The following is a 20710-nucleotide window of genomic DNA, read 5'->3' on the forward strand; positions in this document are numbered from 1 at the left end:
TGTTAACTATTTCTTGCGATTACGAATTAACAAATAAAGAAAATAAGGCGCACCAACAGCAGCAGTCACCACCCCACAAGGAATTTCGATAGGTGCAAAGAGGGTTCTTCCTAAAAAATCTGCCACAACAACAAGCATTCCTCCCAACAACGCAGAGGTAGGGATCAATCCTTCATGATTTGTACCTACTAACTGTCTGCCTAAATGGGGTGCAATTAATCCTACAAAACCAATCATTCCGGCTGTGGCGACTCCTGCACCGGCTAAGGCTACACCTACTAGCACCAGCAAACCACGTTGCCATTCCACCCGACTACCTAAGCCTTTGGCAACATCATCTCCCAAATTTAAAGCGTTTAAATGTCTGGCTAGTGTCAACGCCATCGGGATAAAAACGATTAACCAAGGTAAAAAGGAAAAAACTTGTTCCCAGGTGCGTCCGTAGACACTACCAGCTAACCACACCAAAGCATCACTGACGCTATATATATCGCCAAAGGTAATTAATAGGCTGGTGAAAGCACTGGCGATCGCAGACAAACCCACGCCCATTAAAATGAATAGAACGGGGGAACTACCATTATTCCAAGCCAAGGAGTAAATTAAACCAGCCATCAATAAAGCACCGACAAAGGCTGATACAGGCAAAGTGTAAATGGGTGCTGAGGGAAATAATACAATTACTGTAACGGCTGCTAGACTTGCTCCCGCATTGATGCCAATAATGCCGGGATCAGCTAATGGATTGCGTGTGATGCCTTGAAAGATAGTCCCAGAAACGGCCAGTGCCATTCCCACCATGAAAGCAACCAGGGTACGGGGTAGACGCAGGTTATAAATCACAAAAGCATGATCTGGGTTGCCTGTATCTATACGCAGTACAGTTTTGATGATATCTAAGGGCGAAATAGGATATTCACCCCGCCCTAAATTCATCACCATCGCTACCACAACCGCTACTGCCAAACATAGCAGTATTGGTGGTACACGTCGGTCTATGCGAAAAGATATTCCCTCAGAACGGATAACAAGCCAATCAACCTTCATTTTTTCACCTTTGATTTAGCCAAGTAGACGAAAAAGGGTGCCCCAATCAATGCTGTCATTACTCCCACGGGTAATTCTTGGGGTTTGAGTAGGATACGCGCAGCGACATCTGCAACTAAGAGTAAAGTTGCACCCACTACTGCGGAGTATGGCAAAATCCAACGGTAATCAGCTTTGATGAAAAATCTCACGATATGAGGAACAACTAAGCCAATAAAGCCGATGGGTCCGGCTAGAGAGACGGAACTTCCTGCCAGTAAAACAACGCTTATAGCGGTCGCAATTTTGACCCAAGCTGTGTCTTGACCCAAGCCTTTAGCCACATCTTCACCCAGACTCATAGTAGTAATTTGTCTACCAAGGGCAAAGGCAACTACTAAGCCAATCATGACGAAAGGTAATGCTGACAATAAGATGTTGAAATCTCGTCCCGCCAGAGAACCAGCCAACCAAAATCTAATTTCTTCTAAGGTGCGTTGACTGACGATGAGAATAGCAGTAGTGAGGGAAGAAATCAGTGCCGTGATCGCCGCGCCTGCTACAGTGATATTTAATGGTGTAGCTCCTCCTCGCCCCAGAGAACCAAGGAAGTAGACTAACATGGCGGTGACTCCTGCACCCACAAAGGCCACAATAGTCAAAACACTCATAGACGAGATGCCAAACACAAAAATTGTGGCAACTACAGCCAATGCAGCCCCAGACTCAATCCCCAAAATCCCTGGATCTGCTAAAGGATTGCGTGTCAAACCTTGCATTAATGCGCCGGCGACTGCCAAGGATGATCCTACAACAAGAGCGACGAGCGATCGCGGTAATCTCACCGTCTGAATCACTAAATGTTCATAAGAACCGTCAAAGGTGATAAAGGATTCCAGAATCTTGTTTAACGGTATTTCTGCTGCCCCCAATGTGACACTGTACACCAAGCAAGTTAGCAGAATCAGTATGCCCAGAATCAGACCCACTAATGACGATATTTTCGGTGTGTTCCAGTTTTTGGGTGATGCTGTGGTTGCTCTTGTCATTATTTTTTAGTCAATTGAAAAATATAATCATTTAGGTAAGCCAGTCATGCCTTCTGTCACATTTGCAGTTTCAACATCTTAATTGACAATTTTTATACATTTATCGAGTATTTAAGCAAGGTATATTTTCAAAATATATTGATTTCCAAGCTGATGTCAGCAGGAAGTTTCAAGATTATACTTTATACTTATTAAGAGACTTTTTCAACTGCTTATGTTTTTATTCCATGAATAAACAGAAATAATTACGAAATACTTGGGAAGTTGCCATTTATCGCTTTTCTGTCCCTCTAGGCAGAGGAAAGTGAAAAATCCTCATTCGGTTTTTAGAGGATTTGACCGAAAAGGCAAAGGATTGAGCCGCCTAAATTTATGGAGAAGCAAAAAAAGTATAGTACTCTACAAGACGCACAGCATGAGAAATACGAAGTCCTGATTACAAGTCCCTAAATTCATCTATGGGGATAATTAATTTTGACTTTGGAACGTACCTTTTCAGGAAAGCAAGCTAGCAAGAGCATCTTTGCAGGAGAAGCAACATCACTAATAATATAAATTCCTTATTGTAAATATCGTCATGATTGTTGTAAATTAAGCGTTAATACCTTTCTTAGTTAAGAAAATCTTGCAATTTACCAACCAAAATTGCCGTTAAAAAATGACCAATATCTTGACGGAAGAGCAAATCAATCAAATTGAACAGGAAACTCTAGAAAATTTAGAGATATCGTATAACAATCAAGGTTTTGACAAAATTCAGAGATTCCGTAACAGCTTATATGATGCTTTTTATCAAGTGGTTGAATTCCGTCCAGGATTAAGTCTAGAAATTTTTGACGATCATTACTACCAGCAAGTTAGTTGTAAAATTGACCACTATGGTTTAGAAGCACTAACAGCAAAATTTTATTTATCAGGCAATCATCATGTAATTTGCCCTGGTATTGCAGGAGTAAAGGAAAATTACCAAGAAACAGTAGGAAATAACTACTTGTTTTATCTACCAGATATTGAGGAAACAGAGCAATATTTTGCAGGCGATCGCATCTATTTAATTAGAATTTGTATAGATATAGACTTCCTGATATCCTTCATCGATGGACTAGAACACCTACCAAAACAGTTACAGCCTTTCTTAGAAAAAGACTCGCCACCTCGATTTCACCTTCCATTAGGTAAGATAACGCTGCCCATGCAGACAGCATTACAGCAAATTATCAACGTACCTTATCAAGGGATGATACAAAGAATGTATCTCGAAGGTAAAGTCCTAGAATTACTGGCTTTACAGTTTGCTCAACTGATAGAAGCTGAGGGAGATAAACAAGTCTTAATTAACCTCAAAGCTAGTGATATTGAGAAAATTTATCATGCCAAGGATATTCTCACCAAAAATTACGATCATCCACCCTCTTTAATCGACTTAGCAAAAAAAGTAGGTATCAATGATAACAAACTCAAGTACGGTTTCCGCGAAGTCTTTGGCACTACAGTATTTGGATATTTGCGTGACTACCGCCTAGAAATAGCGCGAAAGCTACTACAGGAACAAAAGCAGAACGTGAGAACCGTAGTCAATACAGTTGGTTATGCAAATCAAAGCCACTTCGCCGCCGCATTCAAACGTAAGTTTGGTATTACCCCCCAAGATTGCCGCTTAGGAAGAAAAGCTGTGTAATAAGAAAATTTCCTACTCCCCACGCTTGTAATAAGTTAGTTGCTGCTTACTTGCAGGTCTATGTCAAAACTTAATCACACACTCCCGCTATGGTTCAAAACTCTCCGTCTACTATATAGACTTACACCTCATAAATTACATAAACTCTTTCCACAGACAGTTGCAAATAATTTGCAATATTGAGCTTGTCTTTGTGGAGTGAGGAGTATGGAGTCTCGACCATCGAAAGAAATTATCTCAGCCGGGATTGTGTTGGCATTTGTATCATTGCTTGTACAACCAGCTGTTGCGGAAACTAAATCACATCATTCTATCAGTACAGCAAAGTTACTATTGGTGCAACAAAGTAATGTTGCATCTGTGCAAGTTACAGGCGTAAAAGTCAATAATACAGACAAGGGTATCGAAGTTATTTTAGAAAGTGCTAACCCGGAAGCACTTCGACCTGCTATTAAAAGTGCGGAAAATAATTATATTGCAGATTTCCCTAATGCGGTGTTAGCACTACCTGAAGGTAAAGATTTTAACATTGCTAATCCATTAAGCGGGATTGTCTCTGTCAGTGTCACTCAAGCTGATGCTAATACTGTGCGGCTCACGGTAACGGGTGAGGCGGGTTTACCTACAGCAGAGTTATTTGATAGTGATGAAGGTTTAATTTTTACACTCGCACCCGTAGCTGAAACAACACAGCAGCCACAGAAACCACAGCAACCGACAAGTGAAACACTACCAGAACAACCAACAACTCAAAGTGATGAACCTATTGAATTAGTTGTCACAGGTGAACAGGATGGTTATCGAATACCTACAGCCAGCACTGCAACTAAAACAGATACGCCTCTGCGTGATGTACCCCAAGCAATTCAGATAATACCTCAACAAGCCCTGAAAGACCAACAAGTGAGGCGTTTGAACGAAGCTTTAAAAAATGCACCAGGTGTTATAGCCGATAACTCAGAACGTTCTGCTTTTGAAGGATTTACCATTCGTGGTTTTAGTAACCGTAATATCATCCGCAACGGACTAAGAGATGATACTAGCATCACAACTAACATTAATACTGAGAACATTGAACAGATAGAGGTTTTACGAGGGCCAGCCTCGGTTCTGTTTGGACAAGGTGGCGCTGGAGGTACGATTAATATCGTCACAAAAAAACCCCAAAGCACTCCTTCTTATTCTCTTGAGGGAACTATTGGCAGTTTTGACACCTATGGAGGCTCTATAGATTTTACAGGGCCATTAAATAATGACAGAACTTTCCTCTATCGGTTAAACGCATCTGTATCCACGACAGACACATTTATTGATTTCTTTGAAAGAGAGCGTTACTTTATTGCTCCTAGCTTCACTTGGTTAATGGGTAAGAACACTGAGTTAACCTTAGAGGCTGAATATTCAGACCAAAAACAACCCAATGACAGGGGTTTACCTGCTGTGGGTACAGTTTTACCTAACCCCAATGGTAAATTACCAATCAATCGTTTTATCGGTGAGCCTTTTGATGAAATTGATAAAAATAATCGGCAATCTTTGCGAATTGGTTACAATTTTGACCATCGGTTTAACGAAGATTGGCAGTTACGCAATAACTTTAATTTTTCCTATTTGAGTGCGGCACAAAATTCTTTGTTTCCCTCAAATTTATTAGAGGATAATCGTACTCTGGAACGAGGTTTATATGTTGCTAAATTTGCTCAACAAACCTACAGTTTAGATACAAATGTTGTAGGTAATTTCAAAACAGGTAGGATAGATCACAAAGTATTATTTGGTATTGACCTATCGAGAGATATTTCTTATCAAGAAGGCAGAAACTTCTTACAAGAGCTTGACCCTATAGATATTTTTAATCCCATTTATCGGCGGGAGAGTGCTGGTGCAGTGATTGAAGAATTCGCTGATGCACCTACAATATCGCAAGGTTTAGGCTTTTATTTACAAGACCAGATATCCCTCTCAGATAACTTTAAATTGGTTTTAGGCGGAAGATTTGATATTGTCACCCAAGAACTAGAAAATAATCAAGGCGAAACAACTTCTTCCCAGCAGGATGAAGCATTTAGTCCTCGTATTGGCATTGTCTATCAACCTAGTCAAGCAGTATCTCTCTATGCTAACTATAGCCGTTCATTTCAACAGGTTACGGGAACAAATTTAGACAACAGACTTTTTGAACCCGAAAGAGGAACTCAGTATGAAGTGGGAATGAAAGTAGATTGGACAAATAATCTTTCTTCAACTCTTGCTTTATACCAGATCACACGCTCAAATGTTCTCACTACTGATCTCAGAGATCCCAGTGGAAATTCTTCTATCCAGACAGGAGAACAAAGAAGTCGGGGTATTGAATTAGATATTACAGGTGAAATTGCACCAGGATGGAAAATAATTGGTGGCTATGCTTACACTGATGCACAAATAACTGAAGACAATAATCTTCCAGTAGGAAACCGTATTAATAATGTACCAGAACACGCTTTTAGCTTATGGAGTACTTACGAAATTCAACAGGGAAATCTGCAAGGATTAGGGTTTGGTTTAGGACTTTTTTATGTAGGAGAAAGACAGGGGGATTTAGACAATAGCTTTAGTTTGCCTAGCTATTTACGTACTGATGTTGCTTTGTTTTACCGCATAAATAATTTTCGCGCTGCTCTGAATTTGCAGAACTTGTTTGATAATGAATATTTTGAAACAGGTGAAAGTGTTCTGCGCGTTTATCCTGGCGCACCGCGCACGGTAAAATTTACCTTGGGTTGGCAATTTTAATTTACAAATTGCTCACATGGACAGTTATTCTTAATTGCGAGTTAAGAAGAATTACATACAGCTCTTGAATAATATTAGGGCTGTTTCATTCCCAAATTCATCGCCAAAACATCCAATGATTAGTAAATGGTTGTATTACATCAAATTATTTTTGATAATAACCTTGTCTATAATATTTCTCAAAGGCTATTATACTATTTTCGCTAAAAAAACTTACTCACCAAAAGCCAAGTTACCTACATCAGAATGTCGGATTATTAAGCATGAATTAGGAGAAAGCTGTATTCCTTTCAATCCTCAACGGATCATTGTGACTGACCAAGAGAGTTTAGAAATTTTAGTAGCATTGGGGTTAAAACCAATAGCAGCAACTACAGCAAATCGAGTAGGTAATAAAGCACCTATATTGAAAGGAAAAATTGATGGAATTATCGATTTAGGTAAGGAAAGCCAGCCTAATCTTGAAAAAATTGTCAAATTAAGTCCTGATTTGATTGTAGGCTTTTCTTGGAGTCCCCAAAATTATCAGTTATTTTCTCAAATAGCGCCAACAGTTTCCATTGAATATAGAGAAAATGCTTGGAAAGAAACTTTACTACAGGTTGCTAAGATAGTTGATAAAGCTCAAGAAGCAGAAAAACTACTGGCAGAATATGAACAAAGAATTGAAAATTTAAGCTTAAACTTTGCTGAGAAATTCAAAAATAAAGGAATTTCTATAATGCGATTTTACACAAGTATTCAATTTACACAATTCTTAAATAATTTATCATTCGCTGTAGCTATTTTAAATGAATTAAAATTATCTATACCCTTGGCACAACGCCAGGTTAGTATTGGTGCAAGCGTCAGTTATAACAATGTTAGTTTAGAACGTGTAGACTTGCTAGAGTCAGACGCGATGTTTATTGCACTAGATCCAGGTTCGGAGGAAAACTTTCAAAAATATCAGAATAGTCCCTTATGGCAAACACTTAATGTAGCTAAAAATAATCGAGTATATACCGTTGATTCCGGTTACTGGATTTTTGGAAATATCCTGTCAGCCAATGCTATTTTAGATGACCTTGTTAAATACTTACTAGAAGAGCCATGAAATTTGGCAAATTTTGCATCATGTTTTTCTGGTTTGACTAGCACTAGAAACGCACCTAAATAATTTAAGATGGTGCATTGTACTACAAGACAAAAAATTAACTGTAATGTAGATAATGATAAAACCTTATATAAAACTATTTTTTATCATAACCTTGGCTGTGATTTTGGTACAGGGTTGTTATAGCAATTACACTAAAATCACAAAATTAACAAAAGCAAATTTAGCAGTATCTAATTGTCGAGCTATAAAACATCCGTTGGGAGAAACTTGTGTTCCTGTAAAACCCCAACGTATTATTGCTTTAGATGAAACCTCTATGGAGGTATTGATCGCGCTGGACTTAAAACCAGTAGCAGCAACACAGCCCAATATAGCGGGGAGTATCATACCAAAATTGGGTAAAAAAGCTGAAGGTATAATTTATTTAGGAAAAGAAAGTCAGCCAAATATAGAAAAAATGGTGCAGTTAAATCCAGATTTAATTTTGGGCTTTTCTATCAGTAAAGAAACATACCATTTATTTTCACAAATAGCCCCGACAGTCACACTTGATTACATTCAAACTGCTTGGAAAGATTCTTTATCCCGGATTGCTGAAATTACAGGTAAAAGTGAACAAGCACAAAAATTACTTGAGCAATATCAGCAACGAGTTCAAGCATTACGTACAGTTATTAATAATCAACGCACAAAAACAACAGTTTCCATCAGCCGCTTTTATGCTGGCAAACAAGTTCCAGAGTTTCGTACCAAGTATTCATTCCCTGGAAGTCTAATTACAGAGGTGGGAATACCTCTACCAGATATGCAAAATCAACTGAATCCTAATGAAAATCAGCCTTTAGTTTCAGTTAGCTTAGAGCGTTTAGAGTTATTAGATGCAGATATTTTATTTGTAGCATTAGATCCCGGTGCGGAAGATGCTTTTAAAAAATATCACAACAGCCAGTTATGGCAAAATTTGCATGTAGTTAAAAATAACCGAGTGTATACCGTCGATTCTAGTTACTGGATATTTGGTAATATTCTGGCAGCAAATGCAATTTTGGATGATTTGTTTAAATACTTGGTAAACAATTCCTGAGAGTTAATCATCATAGTGAAATAATGTCCCAACAACTCGCTAACACAAGTGTGCCGAATTTTCTCAAAGAAATATTTATTCTTGCTCAAAGTAATTTAGATAGTTTTTATACGGACTGTATAATTTTGACTCAGCCTCCTGATAGTGCTGAGGTGATTTCATTAAATAATTATCTCCAACCAGATAGACTTTTATCTCAATGGCAAGCAAGCGATATATACCAAAAAACTCAAGATATTCGCATTGCTGCATCTATATGGAACAAAGTGTATAGCTGGAAAACATTACCTGGTGTTTTAGCCTTGATGACTTGGGCTGGTGTAGGGCTAGATGCTGGGCTTGACAATGTGAGTTTTGTTTTAGAAGACAGTGAACCCAAGGCGTTATGGTTTCATGATTTGAGTGGTACTGTAATTTATCCTCAGAGATTACCTATCCCCATTCCCGAAGATTATCCAGGAAAAATAGTAAATAGCGTGGAAGCCCTACACCAAAGTGTATTTACTAACTTATTCCAACACAATTTTGCACCCATGATAGACAGGGTTCATATTTTAACCAAACTCTCCAAAAAAACCTTATGGGGTAATGCGGTGAACGCTTCGGAAGGACAGTTTGCTGAACTTAGCCAATGTACAAATCTAGAAGCGATACAAACAGATTATTCCGTCTTATATGAACAACCCTACAGTTCAGTTATGCCCGGACGCAATCCTCTTTACAACTTATTACGCACCGAACAACTCAACGAACCCGGTTTACCAGCTACAACCACAGTCCGTCTCACTTGCTGCTTATATACTTTTATTCCTCCATACGATGAAAAGTGTCCAAACTGTCCTCTGATGGAACTACAGGAAAGAATTGTACTCATGAAGGAAGAAATGGTAGAGACTGATTGAAATTCCACTAATCAAAATACCGAAAAAACCCTACAAATGCCACAACAACCAAACCTAGCCAGTATGCGTAAATTTCTCATCGTCTGGCTTGGTCAGCTAGTTTCTACTATCGGTAGCAGTATGACCAGCTTTGCGATTGAAATTTGGGCATGGGAAATTACAGGTAAAGCAACTACCCTGACTTTGATAGGTTTTTTTAGTTTACTACCAAGTATTATCATTACCCCAATCAGCGGTGTAATTGTAGACCGATTTAACCGTAAATTCTTGATGATGGTTGGTGACACAGTAGCCGTCCTCAGCACAATTTTCATCCTGGTACTTCATCTGACTAATAATTTGCAAATTTGGCATTTTTACCTCACAGGTGCTATTGTCGGAACCTTCAATCAATTTCAATCTTTGGCATATTCAGCATCAGTGTCGCTGATGATTCCTAAAAAACACTATACTCGTGCTAGTAGCCTACAATTTGTATCCGGTTATGGCAGCAATATTATTGCCCCTGCTTTAGCGGGCTATCTTTACACAGTTATTGGTTTTTTAGGAATTTGGTTGATTGATATCTTTACTTTTGCTATAGCAATTAGCAGTTTATTGTTCGTTAGTATTCCTCAACCACCACCAACACAAAATGCAAGTGAAGTCAATATTTGGCAAGATTTGGGATTAGGTTGGCGTTATATTACCACTCACAAAAGTTTATTAGCATTGTTAGTCCTTAACTTATTATTTTGGCTACCCCATGATATTGGGGATTCCCTTTACGCACCAATGATTTTATCGCGCACTAATAACAATACTTTAGTGCTAGGTAGCTTGGCTTCTGCGGCTGGTTTTGGTGGTGTAACAGGGGCAATAATTGTTAGCACTTGGGGTGGTTTCAGACGGAAAATCAAAGGGATTTTATTGGGGATGATGGGTGCAGGTATAAGTAAAATTATTTTTGGTTTGGGTAGAACACCTTGGGTTTGGATTCCGGCACAATTTTGTTCTTCTTTTAATTTCCCTTTGAATGGCAGTTCGGATACTGCAATTTGGTTGGCAAAAGTACCTCCTAATGTGCAAGGAAGGGTTTTTGCGGCGCGATCGCTATTTTTGCAAATCGCTTCTGCTGTAGGCTATTTAATAGCAGGCCCATTGGCAGATCGTGTTTTTACACCAGCTTTGCAATCAGGCGGTGTTCTGGTTGGTATTCTCGGCGGATTATTTGGGACTGGCACTGGTGCAGGGATAGCATTGCTATATGTGATCTGCGCGTTGTGTATGTTGTTAGTTGGTGGGCTGGGTTTTTCTGTGCGTGTGCTGCGGGATGTAGAAGACATTATCCCCGACCATGATGCAGAGTATAGCCAGTTGAAGTAATGAATTCAATTCACCCTGCCTTGCTTTAATAATGATACTATTTCTCAATAACTTCTCTGTTGTCATAACTCGGATAAACATTGTTCTGCAAGAATCCGCAGAATGTCACCATTATTTTCTTAATCGACACACATTTAATCTATGACCAAACATACCCTATTCGTTTGCAAATCTTGTCACCGTTCATCCGCAGAATTAGCAGAAAATCAGCGTTGTGATGGCAGTATTTTACTTGACAAAATCACCGCTTTATCATTAGAAAAATTCGCAATAGAAGAACTGGAAATTCAACCTGTAGGATGTTTGTGGGCTTGTAGCCGTGGCTGTGTTGTGGCGATTTCTAGCCCTGAAAAGCCTACCTATCTGCTTGTCGATCTACCTCCAGATGCAGAAAATGCCTCAGCATTACTCGAATTTACACAGATGTACATCGATAATCGCAAAGGGGCGTTTATTTGGGAAAAACTCCCCAAAGAGTTGGAATCTGCCATTTTTGCGAGTATTCCTTCTTTACTGACGAAGCCTGAAGATTAGGTGTTATTTGCAGCATCAAGCTTGGTGTTGCAAATAACTCCAAACAATATTTGTAACTCTTGTTACTCATTTCTTAAGAAAATTAATGATATTTTTCTCATCTATATATTTAATAAATTCAAAATACAAAATCTAAAATCCCATGACCCTTGTTTTACAAGAACCAGCAGATTGTTATCATTTATTACCGTCAACTCAACTGGATAAGAACTGTTCTTTTCAACCAAAAACTTACGAATTTCAGCTACATGACCCCAAGGGGATGAGTCATGGTTATAGGCGTTGGTTTCACTTGCGCCCAGGAATCTCCCTTTTGCTAGAAAACTACTATCTGCAAGAAAATTTAGTGGTCGAAAATGCTTCAAATCAACCTTGTACTTATTTAGAGTTAGGTTTTAATATTTTTGGCTATGACCCTAGTCTAGATTTTAAAACAGGGCAAAATTTTATCCAACTGGCGCTAGATACTGGTGAAGGTAGTTGGAAGGAATGGCAAGCCCAGGAAAGAGTTTTAAAATTAGATATTCATATTGAATATACTTTACTTAAAAGTTTGATATTTGCTCATTTAGATAGATTGCCCACTAAGCTTCGAGACATCATTGATAAAGCTAATGACGAAGAGGTAGATTACTGGCAAATTGGCAGGACAACACCCAAAATGCAAAATATCTTGCAACAAGTTTTAAATTGTCCATATCAAGATTTAACAAAGCAACTTTATTTAGAGGCTAAAGTATTTGAATTATTAGCACTACGTTTGGAAGATTTACAAGATTCGCTTCCCTTAGATGCAAATACTACTCTCAAGCCGATACAAATTGATAGTATTTATCAAGCCAGAGATATTCTCATTAATAATTTTACTAATCCACCAACATTAATTGGGTTAGCACGGCAAGTCAATCTGAATGATTGTACTCTCAAAAAAGGCTTTCAACAAATATTCGGTACAACCGTTTTCGGTTACTTACATAACTACCGTATGGAACAAGCAAAAGAATTACTTTTGGATGCAAAGTTGAGTGTCAATCAAGTAGCCCAATATGTAGGTTATGCTAGCCGCAGTGCTTTTATGACAGCTTTTTGTAAAAAGTTTGGCATGAGTCCTAGCGTTTATTCCCAAAAAAATTCCGTTTAAAGAACAGAAAAATTCCGTTTGGAGAACATCTCTGACTTCAGCTTTTCTCAAACTTCCCGTAAGATTACTGAGAATAGTTACTAATAATCTTTTGGCTAGTAATTCAAAAAATTATTTCTGCATTAATCGTCCAGTTGAGTTAAGGACGAGTAGTTTTATTTCGTGTGTGTGGGGAGATCAATGAAGTTAGATAAATTATTTTCAAGCTTGCTGTTGACAAGTGCGATACCTTTGGCAACCAGCTTTGCTGGTATCGCTATTTTAGTCGCTACTCCCACAAAAGCTGAGACATTGGGAGAGGATAAAATCAAAGTTCCTGTGACCAATGCTCGCATTTTGGCACAAACACCAGCCCCGAGCCAACAGAATATTATTCTCATTACAGGAGTAAAAGCAAATTCCACTGATAAAGGGTTGGAGGTGATTTTAGAAACCAACCAAGGGGATCAACTGCAAGTTAATAATCGCAGTACTGGTAATAATTTTATTGCAGATATTACTGGTGGGCAGTTAAAGCTGTCTAATGGAGATGGTTTTACATATCGCTCGGAAAAACCTACAGAGGGAATTACTGAGATAATAGTTGCGAATATTGATGCAAATACTGTGCGGGTAACGGTAGTCGGGGAAAAAGCGTTACCTGCGGTTGAGTTATTTGATGATGATGCAGGGTTGATTTTGGCTGTTGCATCTACAACCACAGCAGCACAATCACCAGAAACACCACAAACTGAGGAACAACCAGCAACCCAGACACCCCCAGAAGAACCCGCAGCGCAGCAGGACGAACCGATTGAATTGGTGGTGACGGGAGAGCAAGACGGATATCGCGTACCGACTGCGACCACTGCGACCAAAACTGATACAACTTTGCGAGATATTCCGGGTTCGATTCAAGTGATCCCGCGTCGAATCTTAGAAGACCAAAAGACGACGCGCGTACAAGAAGCCTTGGAAAACGTCAGTGGTGTACGCAAACAAGGTAACTTCGGAGGTTCAGATGCCGGTGGATATAATATTCGTGGCTTTGCTCAAGATGGAAATTTCCGCAATGGATTTTCTGACAATGACTTTTACTCTTCGGTAGATACAGCAAATATCGAACGCATCGAAGTCCTCAAAGGGCCGGCTTCTGTGCTATTTGGTCAAGCTGAACCGGGAGGAATTGTCAATATTGTCACAAAACAACCCCTGAGAACTCCCTATTATTCAGCTGAATTGAATGTCGGCAATTATGGGTTTTATCGCCCCAGTTTTGATATTTCTGGGCCACTCACAGATGATGGTTCAGTGTTATATCGGCTGAATGTGGCTTATCAAAACGCTGGGAGTTTTCGAGATTATAACTTTACCGAACGTGTATTTGTTGCGCCTGTAATTACCTGGAATATTAGCGATCGCACGACCTTAACATTCGACCTAGAATATCTAAACAATAGTTACCTGTTTGATCGCGGGCTTCCTTCTATTGGGGATAGACCCGCTCCCATCCCCATTAGTCGCTTCATCGGTCTGCCGCAAAGTGTTTATGAGGATAGCAATTTGCGGGTTGGCTATAGACTAGAGCATGAATTTAGTCAGGATTGGCAACTTCGTAATGCCTTTTCTTTTGTATCTGGTCGATTAACAGGTGATTATGCCAGTGGTGGTAATGACCTAGTTGATGACCAATTTGCCCCAATATATATAGGTCGTGATAGTTTCTCACGAGAAATCTATACACTGCAAACAGAATTAGTCGGACGCTTCAAAACGGGATCGATTGTCCATCAACCTTTAATTGGGGTGGAATTAAGACGTAACACCTGGGAATATACCTCATTCGATGTGGCAGACCCCATACAGCTAGACATTTTCAATCCTAATTATGATGTTGATTTACCTGATATACCTGATGAACAAACTTTCTCTTACACAACTCGTAGAGATACTCTAGGGATTTATATCCAAGATCAAATTACTTTTGCAGATAATCTCAAGGTCTTGATTGGTGGTCGCTTTGATGCTTTCCAAAGAGAAGAAACAGGTTTTGCAGAAACAACAACTGAAGAATCTCTCAGTGCTTTCAGCCCGCGTGTTGGTATTGTTTATCAACCAATTCAACCGATTTCCCTTTATGCGAGTTACACTCAATCCTTTCAACCAGATCGATTTTTCGGACTTTCGGCAACAAACGAACCCTTTAAGCCAACAAGAGGAACGCAATACGAAGTTGGTATCAAGGCAGATATCAGCGAAAAACTTTCGGCAACTTTAGCGGCCTACCAAATTACCAAAACAAATGTTGTCACTGACGACCCCAACAATCCCGATCCCAATATCTCCATACAGGTGGGAGAACAGAGAAGTAGAGGTATTGAATTAGACATTGGCGGCGAAATTCTTCCCGGTTTGAACATCATTGCATCTTACACTTACACCGATGCAATTACCTCAAAAGACAATACAATTCCTGTTGGTAATCGCATCGATAATGTACCCGAACACGCTGCAAGTTTGTGGACAAGCTATGAACTGCAAAGCGGTGATTTAAAAGGTTTGGGCTTTGGTTTGGGACTTTACTATGCTGGAGATAGATACGCTGATTTGGACAATACCAGCATTATGCCCAGCTATTTCAGAACAGATTCAGCCATTTATTACAAACAAGATAACTGGAGGTTAGCACTGAATTTCCGCAATCTTTTCAATGAAACTTATTATGAAACCTCTCAAGCCAGAAATACAATCTATCCTGGTGCACCATTCACTGTTATCGGCTCGTTTTCAATTCAGTTCTAACCTTGATTTTTGTTGAGTTGATAATGTTGTTGGAAACTTGCCGTAGTGCGATACCTTTGGCGGGCGTAGCCATCGCTTTCTTATATAAATACATTGCCTTGGCTTTGCTGACAGCCATCTTAATTACAGCTTGTCATGGTGGTAGTCCCCAAAACCTCCGTTTAGAAACTGGGCGATCGCTTTCTGCTGATTGTCGAGTCGTGGAACATGCAGCAGGAAAAACCAAGATTTGTGGTAAACCTCAAAAAATCGCAGTTCTCGAACCAAAGATGCTGAGTCTGATGTTAGCTCTCGACGTGCAACCTGCTGCCTACGCCGATGCTTATTTATTGCGATCGCCTAAATTTGACAACCCTAGCCAACAGATTCCCTACTTGGGTAAGTATGTCACTAGTGAACCGATTAATTTAGGCGATCGCTCCCAGCCCTCCCTGGAAACGTTGACTCTACTCAAACCAGATTTGATTTTGGGCTTAAATTCTCAGGACAATCAGTTATTTTCTGCGATCGCGCCAACTGTATTGATAGATAATGAGCAAAATTGGCAAGACAACATTAAAATTGTCGCCAAAGCAGTGGATAGTCAGAAAAATATTGCATCAATCGTTACCTCACAAAAGCAACAGCTAGCTAAAGTCCGCGCTCAATTAACACCTCTCGTTAACACCCATCGGCGAGTACTGAATATCGTTTGCAGTCAATCGATGGACTACATAGAGGTTAGATACGGAGGAAATACGATTGAACTCCTGGAAAAAATTGGGTTTCAAACTGTATTGCTGCCAGGTATAGAACGAAAACTAGGGTTAAGACCACAGATTAATTTGGAAACCCTTGCTCAACTCGACGCAGATATTGTTATTGTTAATACCTGGTTAGATAATTGGAATGGTGAATCTACTTACAAAGTTCCCCTCCAAGAACTCCAGCAAAAATGGACTAAAAATCCTCTATTGCACAATTCAATAGCATGGAAAGAAGGACGAGTTTACTTTGTAGACTACACCCTCTGGGGCGACGTAATTGGCCCACCTATTACTAATTCTCTGATATTAGAACAGCTACCCTCACTTTTACTGTCCAAAACCTTAAACCCATGACTCAACGTATCCTCACCTAAATGGGTGTATGGGGTAGGGGAAATACATTTTTGGCTTCAGCTTCGTTAATCTCTAGACACAATTGCTGAACACTGATAGAATCCTTCCTAAGAGTAATTGAGAAAATTTCTCTATAAATGTTTGCAGTTGAACAGCATTCAGTGTAAGTTTAGGAAAAACATGGGGCATTGTATTTCACTGGCAGATTATCAAGAATTGTGGACAAAATACAATCAAAATGCTAAACCAGCAGACCTATCAGACCCCAATGATATTATCAACATGTGTCCCAAACAACTAGGTCATGGATATGAACGTTGGATTGAATTACGGGATATAAGTTTATTAATTATTGACGCAGAATTTTACGATGATTTGATTATTGATAGCACATCAGAGGAAAACTTCATTGGATGTTTAGAATTTGGTTTCCATTTATTAGGATGCTGGAATGCAACTGATAGTGGGAAAAATTTTTTTCTAGGTAGTGGTATTTATAAAGATAGTAAAGTAGAAGTTTTAGGGAATAAACGACTTCTAAAAGTCGATATACATTTAGAATCACCTGAATTGTTAAATAGTTTTATTACCAGTGATATACCAATCTCCCCAATAACGTTGCAAAGGGTAATTGAGCCAAGTGAAGAACCCTATCGTCAAATCAGCCTTACCACCCCAGAAATGCGTGTTGCGCTTGAACAAATTATCAATTGTCCCTTTACAGGCTTAACTAAAAAAATTTATTTAGAAAGTAAATGTTTAGAACTAATTGCTTTGAAAATAGAACAACTAACTAACCTTGAAAAAAACTATACAAAAGCAATTGTCCTGAAGCGGGATGATATAGCCAGAGTTCATTATGCCAAAGAAATTTTAACTCAAAATCTAGATAGTCCACCTTCCTTACTAGAACTAGCACGAAAAGTAGGATTAAACGACTACAAACTCAAGTTAGGTTTTCGCCAAGTGCTTGGTACAACTGCATTCGGCTATTTACAACAACAAAGAATGGAAAAAGCACGCAAATTACTCTTAGAAAGCAAAATGAGTGTTAAACAAATAGCGCGTACTGTTGGTTATGCAAATCAAAGTCGTTTTGCAGCTGCGTTTCGTAAGCAATTTGGGATGAATCCTAAATCTTATGATTTATTAATAAAAGCCTAAACTTTTCAATAATATACAGCTACTTGCTATCAGCTGGCCATAAAAATCCGTTTCTAGCTCAAAAAAATCCGGTTGAGATTCACTAAAGCCTTCAAAATCAAATCAATTCCATGTATCGTTTTTGAAAAAGATTCTTAATTTAGGTAGCTAACAGTCGCTTGTGGTGTGGGATAAATATATTATGTGGAAACAACCGCAACTATTGATCAGTTTATGGTTAACAGGGGTAGTCTTTGCTGTTCAACCAGCTGGGGGAAATGAAACAAGCCAAAATCATCTTCCCTTTTCTCAGGAAAGTCATACCGCTAGAATTACTAAAGATTTACTATCTCAAACTCCCCAGTCTCCAATTCTGATTGATAGAGTGCGGGTTAATAGTACAGATAAAGGCATAGAAGTGATTTTAGAGACTAAGCAAGGCGAAAAATTGCAAGTAGCAAATAGTAGTTTTGGAAATAGCTTAATTGCTAATATTACTAATGCTCAATTGCGTTTGTCTTCTGGGAATACATTTCGGCAAGAAAAACCATTTGCGGGAATTACTGAAGTTACAGTTATCAATCAAGACAGTAATACGATTAGAATCACTATTATAGGTGAGACGGGAATACCTAGCTATGAACTATTTGATAGTGATGCAGGTTTAATATTTGGTGTCACACCTGCAACAAATTCCACAACATCACAAGCGCAAGCAAATCAACCCACCACGGAAACACCATCCGAACAACCCACAAGTGAAATTAAACCTGATGAAACCACAGGTGAGAACCAAGATCCAATTGAATTGGTGGTAACAGGAGAACAAGACAGATATCGCGTACAAGAAGCATCAACTGCAACTAAGACAGATACACCTTTACTAGAGATTCCCCAAGCAATTCAGGTGATTCCTCGACAGGTAATTGAGGATCAAAAAGTGCAAAGAGTTGCAGACGTATTACGTAACGTCAGTGGTGTCACCGTCAAAACAGATTATGCCGGTACTGATAGTTATACCATTCGGGGATTTGATACCAATGCTAACCTCAGAAATGGTTTTAGGTAGGATAGTTTCACAGCATTTACTGACACTGCCACAATCGAAAGGATAGAAGTTCTGAAAGGCCCGGCTTCGGTACTGTATGGACAGCTAGAGCCTGGGGGTATTGTCAACTACGTCACTAAACAGCCACTTAACCAACCTTATTACTCGGCAACATTTTCTGCGGGTAGCTATAGTTACTATCGTCCAGAAATAGATATTTCCGGCCCCCTCACCCCAGATAACAATATTTTGTATCGCTTTGTTGCTGCCTATGAAAACTCTGGTGGATTCCGAGATTTTGCTTACAAAGAGCTTTATACCTTTGCTCCTAGCTTAAGTGTGAAATTAAGCGATCGCACTAATTTCGATTTGCAATATGAGTACGTTAACCTCAACCAATCCTATGACAGAGGCTTACCACCGATAACTAGAAGCTTTGATTTACCTATTAGCTTCAATTTTGGCGAACCAAGCGATCGCTATGAACTCTTTGCCAATCGGGTAAATGTTGCATTGGATCATAAATTTAGTGAAAATTGGCGATTCCGCAGCGCAGTTTCAGTGCAAACAGTTGATACATCTCGTTCCAACTTTCAGCCAGTTGATTTTAGCAACCCCTTTGCTGAAGATGGTCGGACTGTTGCTAGAAGATACAACAAAGTCGGTGATTACTCTAGAGATTATTCTTGGCAAAATGACTTAATCGGAAAATTTAATACTGGTTCAATTAAACATGAAGTGCTGTTAGGCTTTGAACTAGGTAGAAGTGAGTTTGGCTATCCATTTTTCATTTCTTATGACGTACCATCCCTGAACGTTTTGAATCCAGTATATGGTGCAGCCATTCCCACTACCTTTGAGGAAGGCTTCGAGGGTAGAACTAATACATATCGGGTAGGTCTTTACTTGCAAGATCAAGTAGCATTACTACCAAATCTCAAAATCTTACTGGGTGGAAGATTGGATTTTGTAAACTTCAAAGATGAATATAAGCCTGATATTATCAATAGCACGCAAACTGACATTACAGAACGTTATTATGAGAAATTTTCCCCACGAGTTGGTTTAGTGTATCAACCCACAGAAAATCTATCTCTTTATACTAGTTACACTCGTGCTTTTAAACCGAATGAATACGCCATAGCTGTAGGAGGGAGTCCATTAGAACCAGAAACTGCTTCGCAATACGAAGTAGGAATTAAAGGTGAGCTTTTAGATGGTAGGCTGACGGCGACATTAGCAGCTTATGAGATTACTAAGAACAATGTATCCACAACAGACTTGAACAATCCAGACTTTACTATTGCTGCTGGAGAAGTCAAAAGTCGAGGTATCGAACTAGATATAGCTGGGGAGATTTTACCAGGGTGGAATGTGATTGCTTCTTATGCTCATAATGATGCTTATGTGAGTGAAGATAATAGTCTCCCAGTTGGTAACAGATTAGCTAATGCTCCCAGGAATAGTGCTAGTTTATGGACAACCTACCAGATTCAAACAGGTAGCTTAAAAGGTTTAGGTTTTGGTGGAGGAGTATTTTTTGTAGGCGATCGCGAAGCTACACTACCAAATACCATTACAATTCCTTCCTTTGTCAGAACAGATGCCACTATTTTCTATCGACGAGACAATTACCAAATTGGTCTCAACTTCAAAAACCTATTAGATACCCGTTACTATGATTCTTCAGGCTTTTTACTTGCTCCTGGCGCACCGTTCACAGTTTTGGGAACATTCTCTGTCAAGTTCTAAATTCTCAAGTCATTTAGAGGAAAAATAGGGTGAAATGGCGTAAATTGCATTACTTATTACTCATAATAACCTTGGTTGTAGTTACTGCTTGTTATAGCCATTCACACCCAAACTTAGCAAATCAAAAATTACCAGCGTCAGAATGTCGATTAATTACTCCCGGTTCGCCCATTTTTTAATGAGTTAGGAAAAGTAGATAGTCAAAAGTATACCGAAGGACATATTCCCAAAAA

At 39.1% G+C, this 20710-nt stretch carries 13 protein-coding genes and 1 pseudogene; 12 read left to right on the plus strand and 2 right to left on the minus strand.

What is annotated here, in order from left to right; all coding sequences use genetic code 11:
* Positions 1-6 precede the first annotated feature (6 nt).
* Together GNF10_RS16820 and GNF10_RS16825 are read right to left on the minus strand one after the other, a co-directional pair.
* Positions 7-1047 carry an iron ABC transporter permease gene (locus GNF10_RS16820; RefSeq protein ID WP_185583745.1) on the minus strand — a complete coding sequence of 347 codons (1041 nt, stop codon included), beginning with the start codon at positions 1045-1047 and terminating at the stop codon, positions 7-9.
* Complete coding sequence (locus GNF10_RS16825) at positions 1044-2075, minus strand: iron ABC transporter permease (RefSeq protein WP_185583747.1); 1032 nt, start codon at positions 2073-2075, stop codon at positions 1044-1046. Before GNF10_RS16825 ends, GNF10_RS16820 begins: the two co-directional genes overlap by 4 nt.
* A gap of 658 nt (positions 2076-2733) precedes the next feature.
* Between GNF10_RS16825 and GNF10_RS16830 the strand changes: the two genes are divergently transcribed.
* The 12 genes and pseudogenes from GNF10_RS16830 (at position 2734) to GNF10_RS16885 (ending at position 20477) form a co-directional block, all read left to right on the plus strand.
* The gene (locus GNF10_RS16830) at positions 2734-3753 is read left to right on the plus strand and encodes an AraC family transcriptional regulator (protein WP_185587557.1); all 1020 of its coding nucleotides are present in this window, start codon (positions 2734-2736) and stop codon (positions 3751-3753) included.
* A 207-nt stretch (positions 3754-3960) separates the two neighbouring features.
* Positions 3961-6528, plus strand: coding sequence for a TonB-dependent siderophore receptor (locus GNF10_RS16835; RefSeq protein WP_185587555.1), 2568 nt, complete (start codon positions 3961-3963; stop codon positions 6526-6528).
* Positions 6529-6643: 115 nt separating this feature from the next.
* Positions 6644-7624: an iron-siderophore ABC transporter substrate-binding protein gene (locus tag GNF10_RS16840; RefSeq protein WP_185587553.1), complete on the plus strand. Its 981-nt coding sequence runs from the start codon at positions 6644-6646 to the stop codon at positions 7622-7624.
* A 115-nt stretch (positions 7625-7739) separates the two neighbouring features.
* Positions 7740-8711: an iron-siderophore ABC transporter substrate-binding protein gene (locus GNF10_RS16845; RefSeq protein ID WP_185586570.1), complete on the plus strand. Its 972-nt coding sequence runs from the start codon at positions 7740-7742 to the stop codon at positions 8709-8711.
* Positions 8712-8734: 23 nt separating this feature from the next.
* On the plus strand, positions 8735-9613 hold the full coding sequence (locus tag GNF10_RS16850; protein WP_185586571.1) for a ferric iron reductase: 879 nt from the start codon (positions 8735-8737) through the stop codon (positions 9611-9613).
* Positions 9614-9649: 36 nt separating this feature from the next.
* The gene (locus GNF10_RS16855; protein ID WP_185586572.1) at positions 9650-10978 is read left to right on the plus strand and encodes an MFS transporter; all 1329 of its coding nucleotides are present in this window, start codon (positions 9650-9652) and stop codon (positions 10976-10978) included.
* 141 nt (positions 10979-11119) lie between these two features.
* Positions 11120-11512 carry a DUF1636 family protein gene (locus tag GNF10_RS16860; RefSeq protein WP_185586573.1) on the plus strand — a complete coding sequence of 131 codons (393 nt, stop codon included), beginning with the start codon at positions 11120-11122 and terminating at the stop codon, positions 11510-11512.
* A gap of 142 nt (positions 11513-11654) precedes the next feature.
* On the plus strand, positions 11655-12653 hold the full coding sequence (locus tag GNF10_RS16865; protein ID WP_185586574.1) for a helix-turn-helix transcriptional regulator: 999 nt from the start codon (positions 11655-11657) through the stop codon (positions 12651-12653).
* A 180-nt stretch (positions 12654-12833) separates the two neighbouring features.
* Positions 12834-15434, plus strand: coding sequence for a TonB-dependent siderophore receptor (locus GNF10_RS16870; RefSeq protein WP_185586575.1), 2601 nt, complete (start codon positions 12834-12836; stop codon positions 15432-15434).
* A gap of 23 nt (positions 15435-15457) precedes the next feature.
* The gene (locus GNF10_RS16875) at positions 15458-16534 is read left to right on the plus strand and encodes an iron-siderophore ABC transporter substrate-binding protein (protein ID WP_185586576.1); all 1077 of its coding nucleotides are present in this window, start codon (positions 15458-15460) and stop codon (positions 16532-16534) included.
* Positions 16535-16681: 147 nt separating this feature from the next.
* Positions 16682-17698, plus strand: coding sequence for a helix-turn-helix transcriptional regulator (locus GNF10_RS16880; RefSeq protein WP_260446013.1), 1017 nt, complete (start codon positions 16682-16684; stop codon positions 17696-17698).
* A 181-nt stretch (positions 17699-17879) separates the two neighbouring features.
* Positions 17880-20477 (plus strand): annotated as a pseudogene (locus tag GNF10_RS16885) (TonB-dependent siderophore receptor).
* Positions 20478-20710: the final 233 nt, after the last annotated feature.

Source organism: Nostoc sp. UCD121 (assembly GCF_014222285.1).
In the GTDB taxonomy this organism is placed as follows: domain Bacteria; phylum Cyanobacteriota; class Cyanobacteriia; order Cyanobacteriales; family Nostocaceae; genus Nostoc.

Excerpts from the sequence above, each read along its gene's own strand:
- GNF10_RS16855 (WP_185586572.1), top strand. The coding sequence starts at position 9,650 with ATGCCACAACAACCAAACCTAGCCAGTATGCGTAAATTTCTCATCGTC.
- GNF10_RS16825 (WP_185583747.1), bottom strand. The coding sequence starts at position 2,075 with ATGACAAGAGCAACCACAGCATCACCCAAAAACTGGAACACACCGAAA.
- GNF10_RS16835 (WP_185587555.1), top strand. The coding sequence starts at position 3,961 with ATGGAGTCTCGACCATCGAAAGAAATTATCTCAGCCGGGATTGTGTTG.
- GNF10_RS16870 (WP_185586575.1), top strand. The coding sequence starts at position 12,834 with ATGAAGTTAGATAAATTATTTTCAAGCTTGCTGTTGACAAGTGCGATA.
- GNF10_RS16830 (WP_185587557.1), top strand. The coding sequence starts at position 2,734 with ATGACCAATATCTTGACGGAAGAGCAAATCAATCAAATTGAACAGGAA.
- GNF10_RS16845 (WP_185586570.1), top strand. The coding sequence starts at position 7,740 with ATGATAAAACCTTATATAAAACTATTTTTTATCATAACCTTGGCTGTG.
- GNF10_RS16850 (WP_185586571.1), top strand. The coding sequence starts at position 8,735 with ATGTCCCAACAACTCGCTAACACAAGTGTGCCGAATTTTCTCAAAGAA.
- GNF10_RS16860 (WP_185586573.1), top strand. The coding sequence starts at position 11,120 with ATGACCAAACATACCCTATTCGTTTGCAAATCTTGTCACCGTTCATCC.
- GNF10_RS16820 (WP_185583745.1), bottom strand. The coding sequence starts at position 1,047 with ATGAAGGTTGATTGGCTTGTTATCCGTTCTGAGGGAATATCTTTTCGC.
- GNF10_RS16865 (WP_185586574.1), top strand. The coding sequence starts at position 11,655 with ATGACCCTTGTTTTACAAGAACCAGCAGATTGTTATCATTTATTACCG.
- GNF10_RS16875 (WP_185586576.1), top strand. The coding sequence starts at position 15,458 with ATGTTGTTGGAAACTTGCCGTAGTGCGATACCTTTGGCGGGCGTAGCC.
- GNF10_RS16840 (WP_185587553.1), top strand. The coding sequence starts at position 6,644 with ATGATTAGTAAATGGTTGTATTACATCAAATTATTTTTGATAATAACC.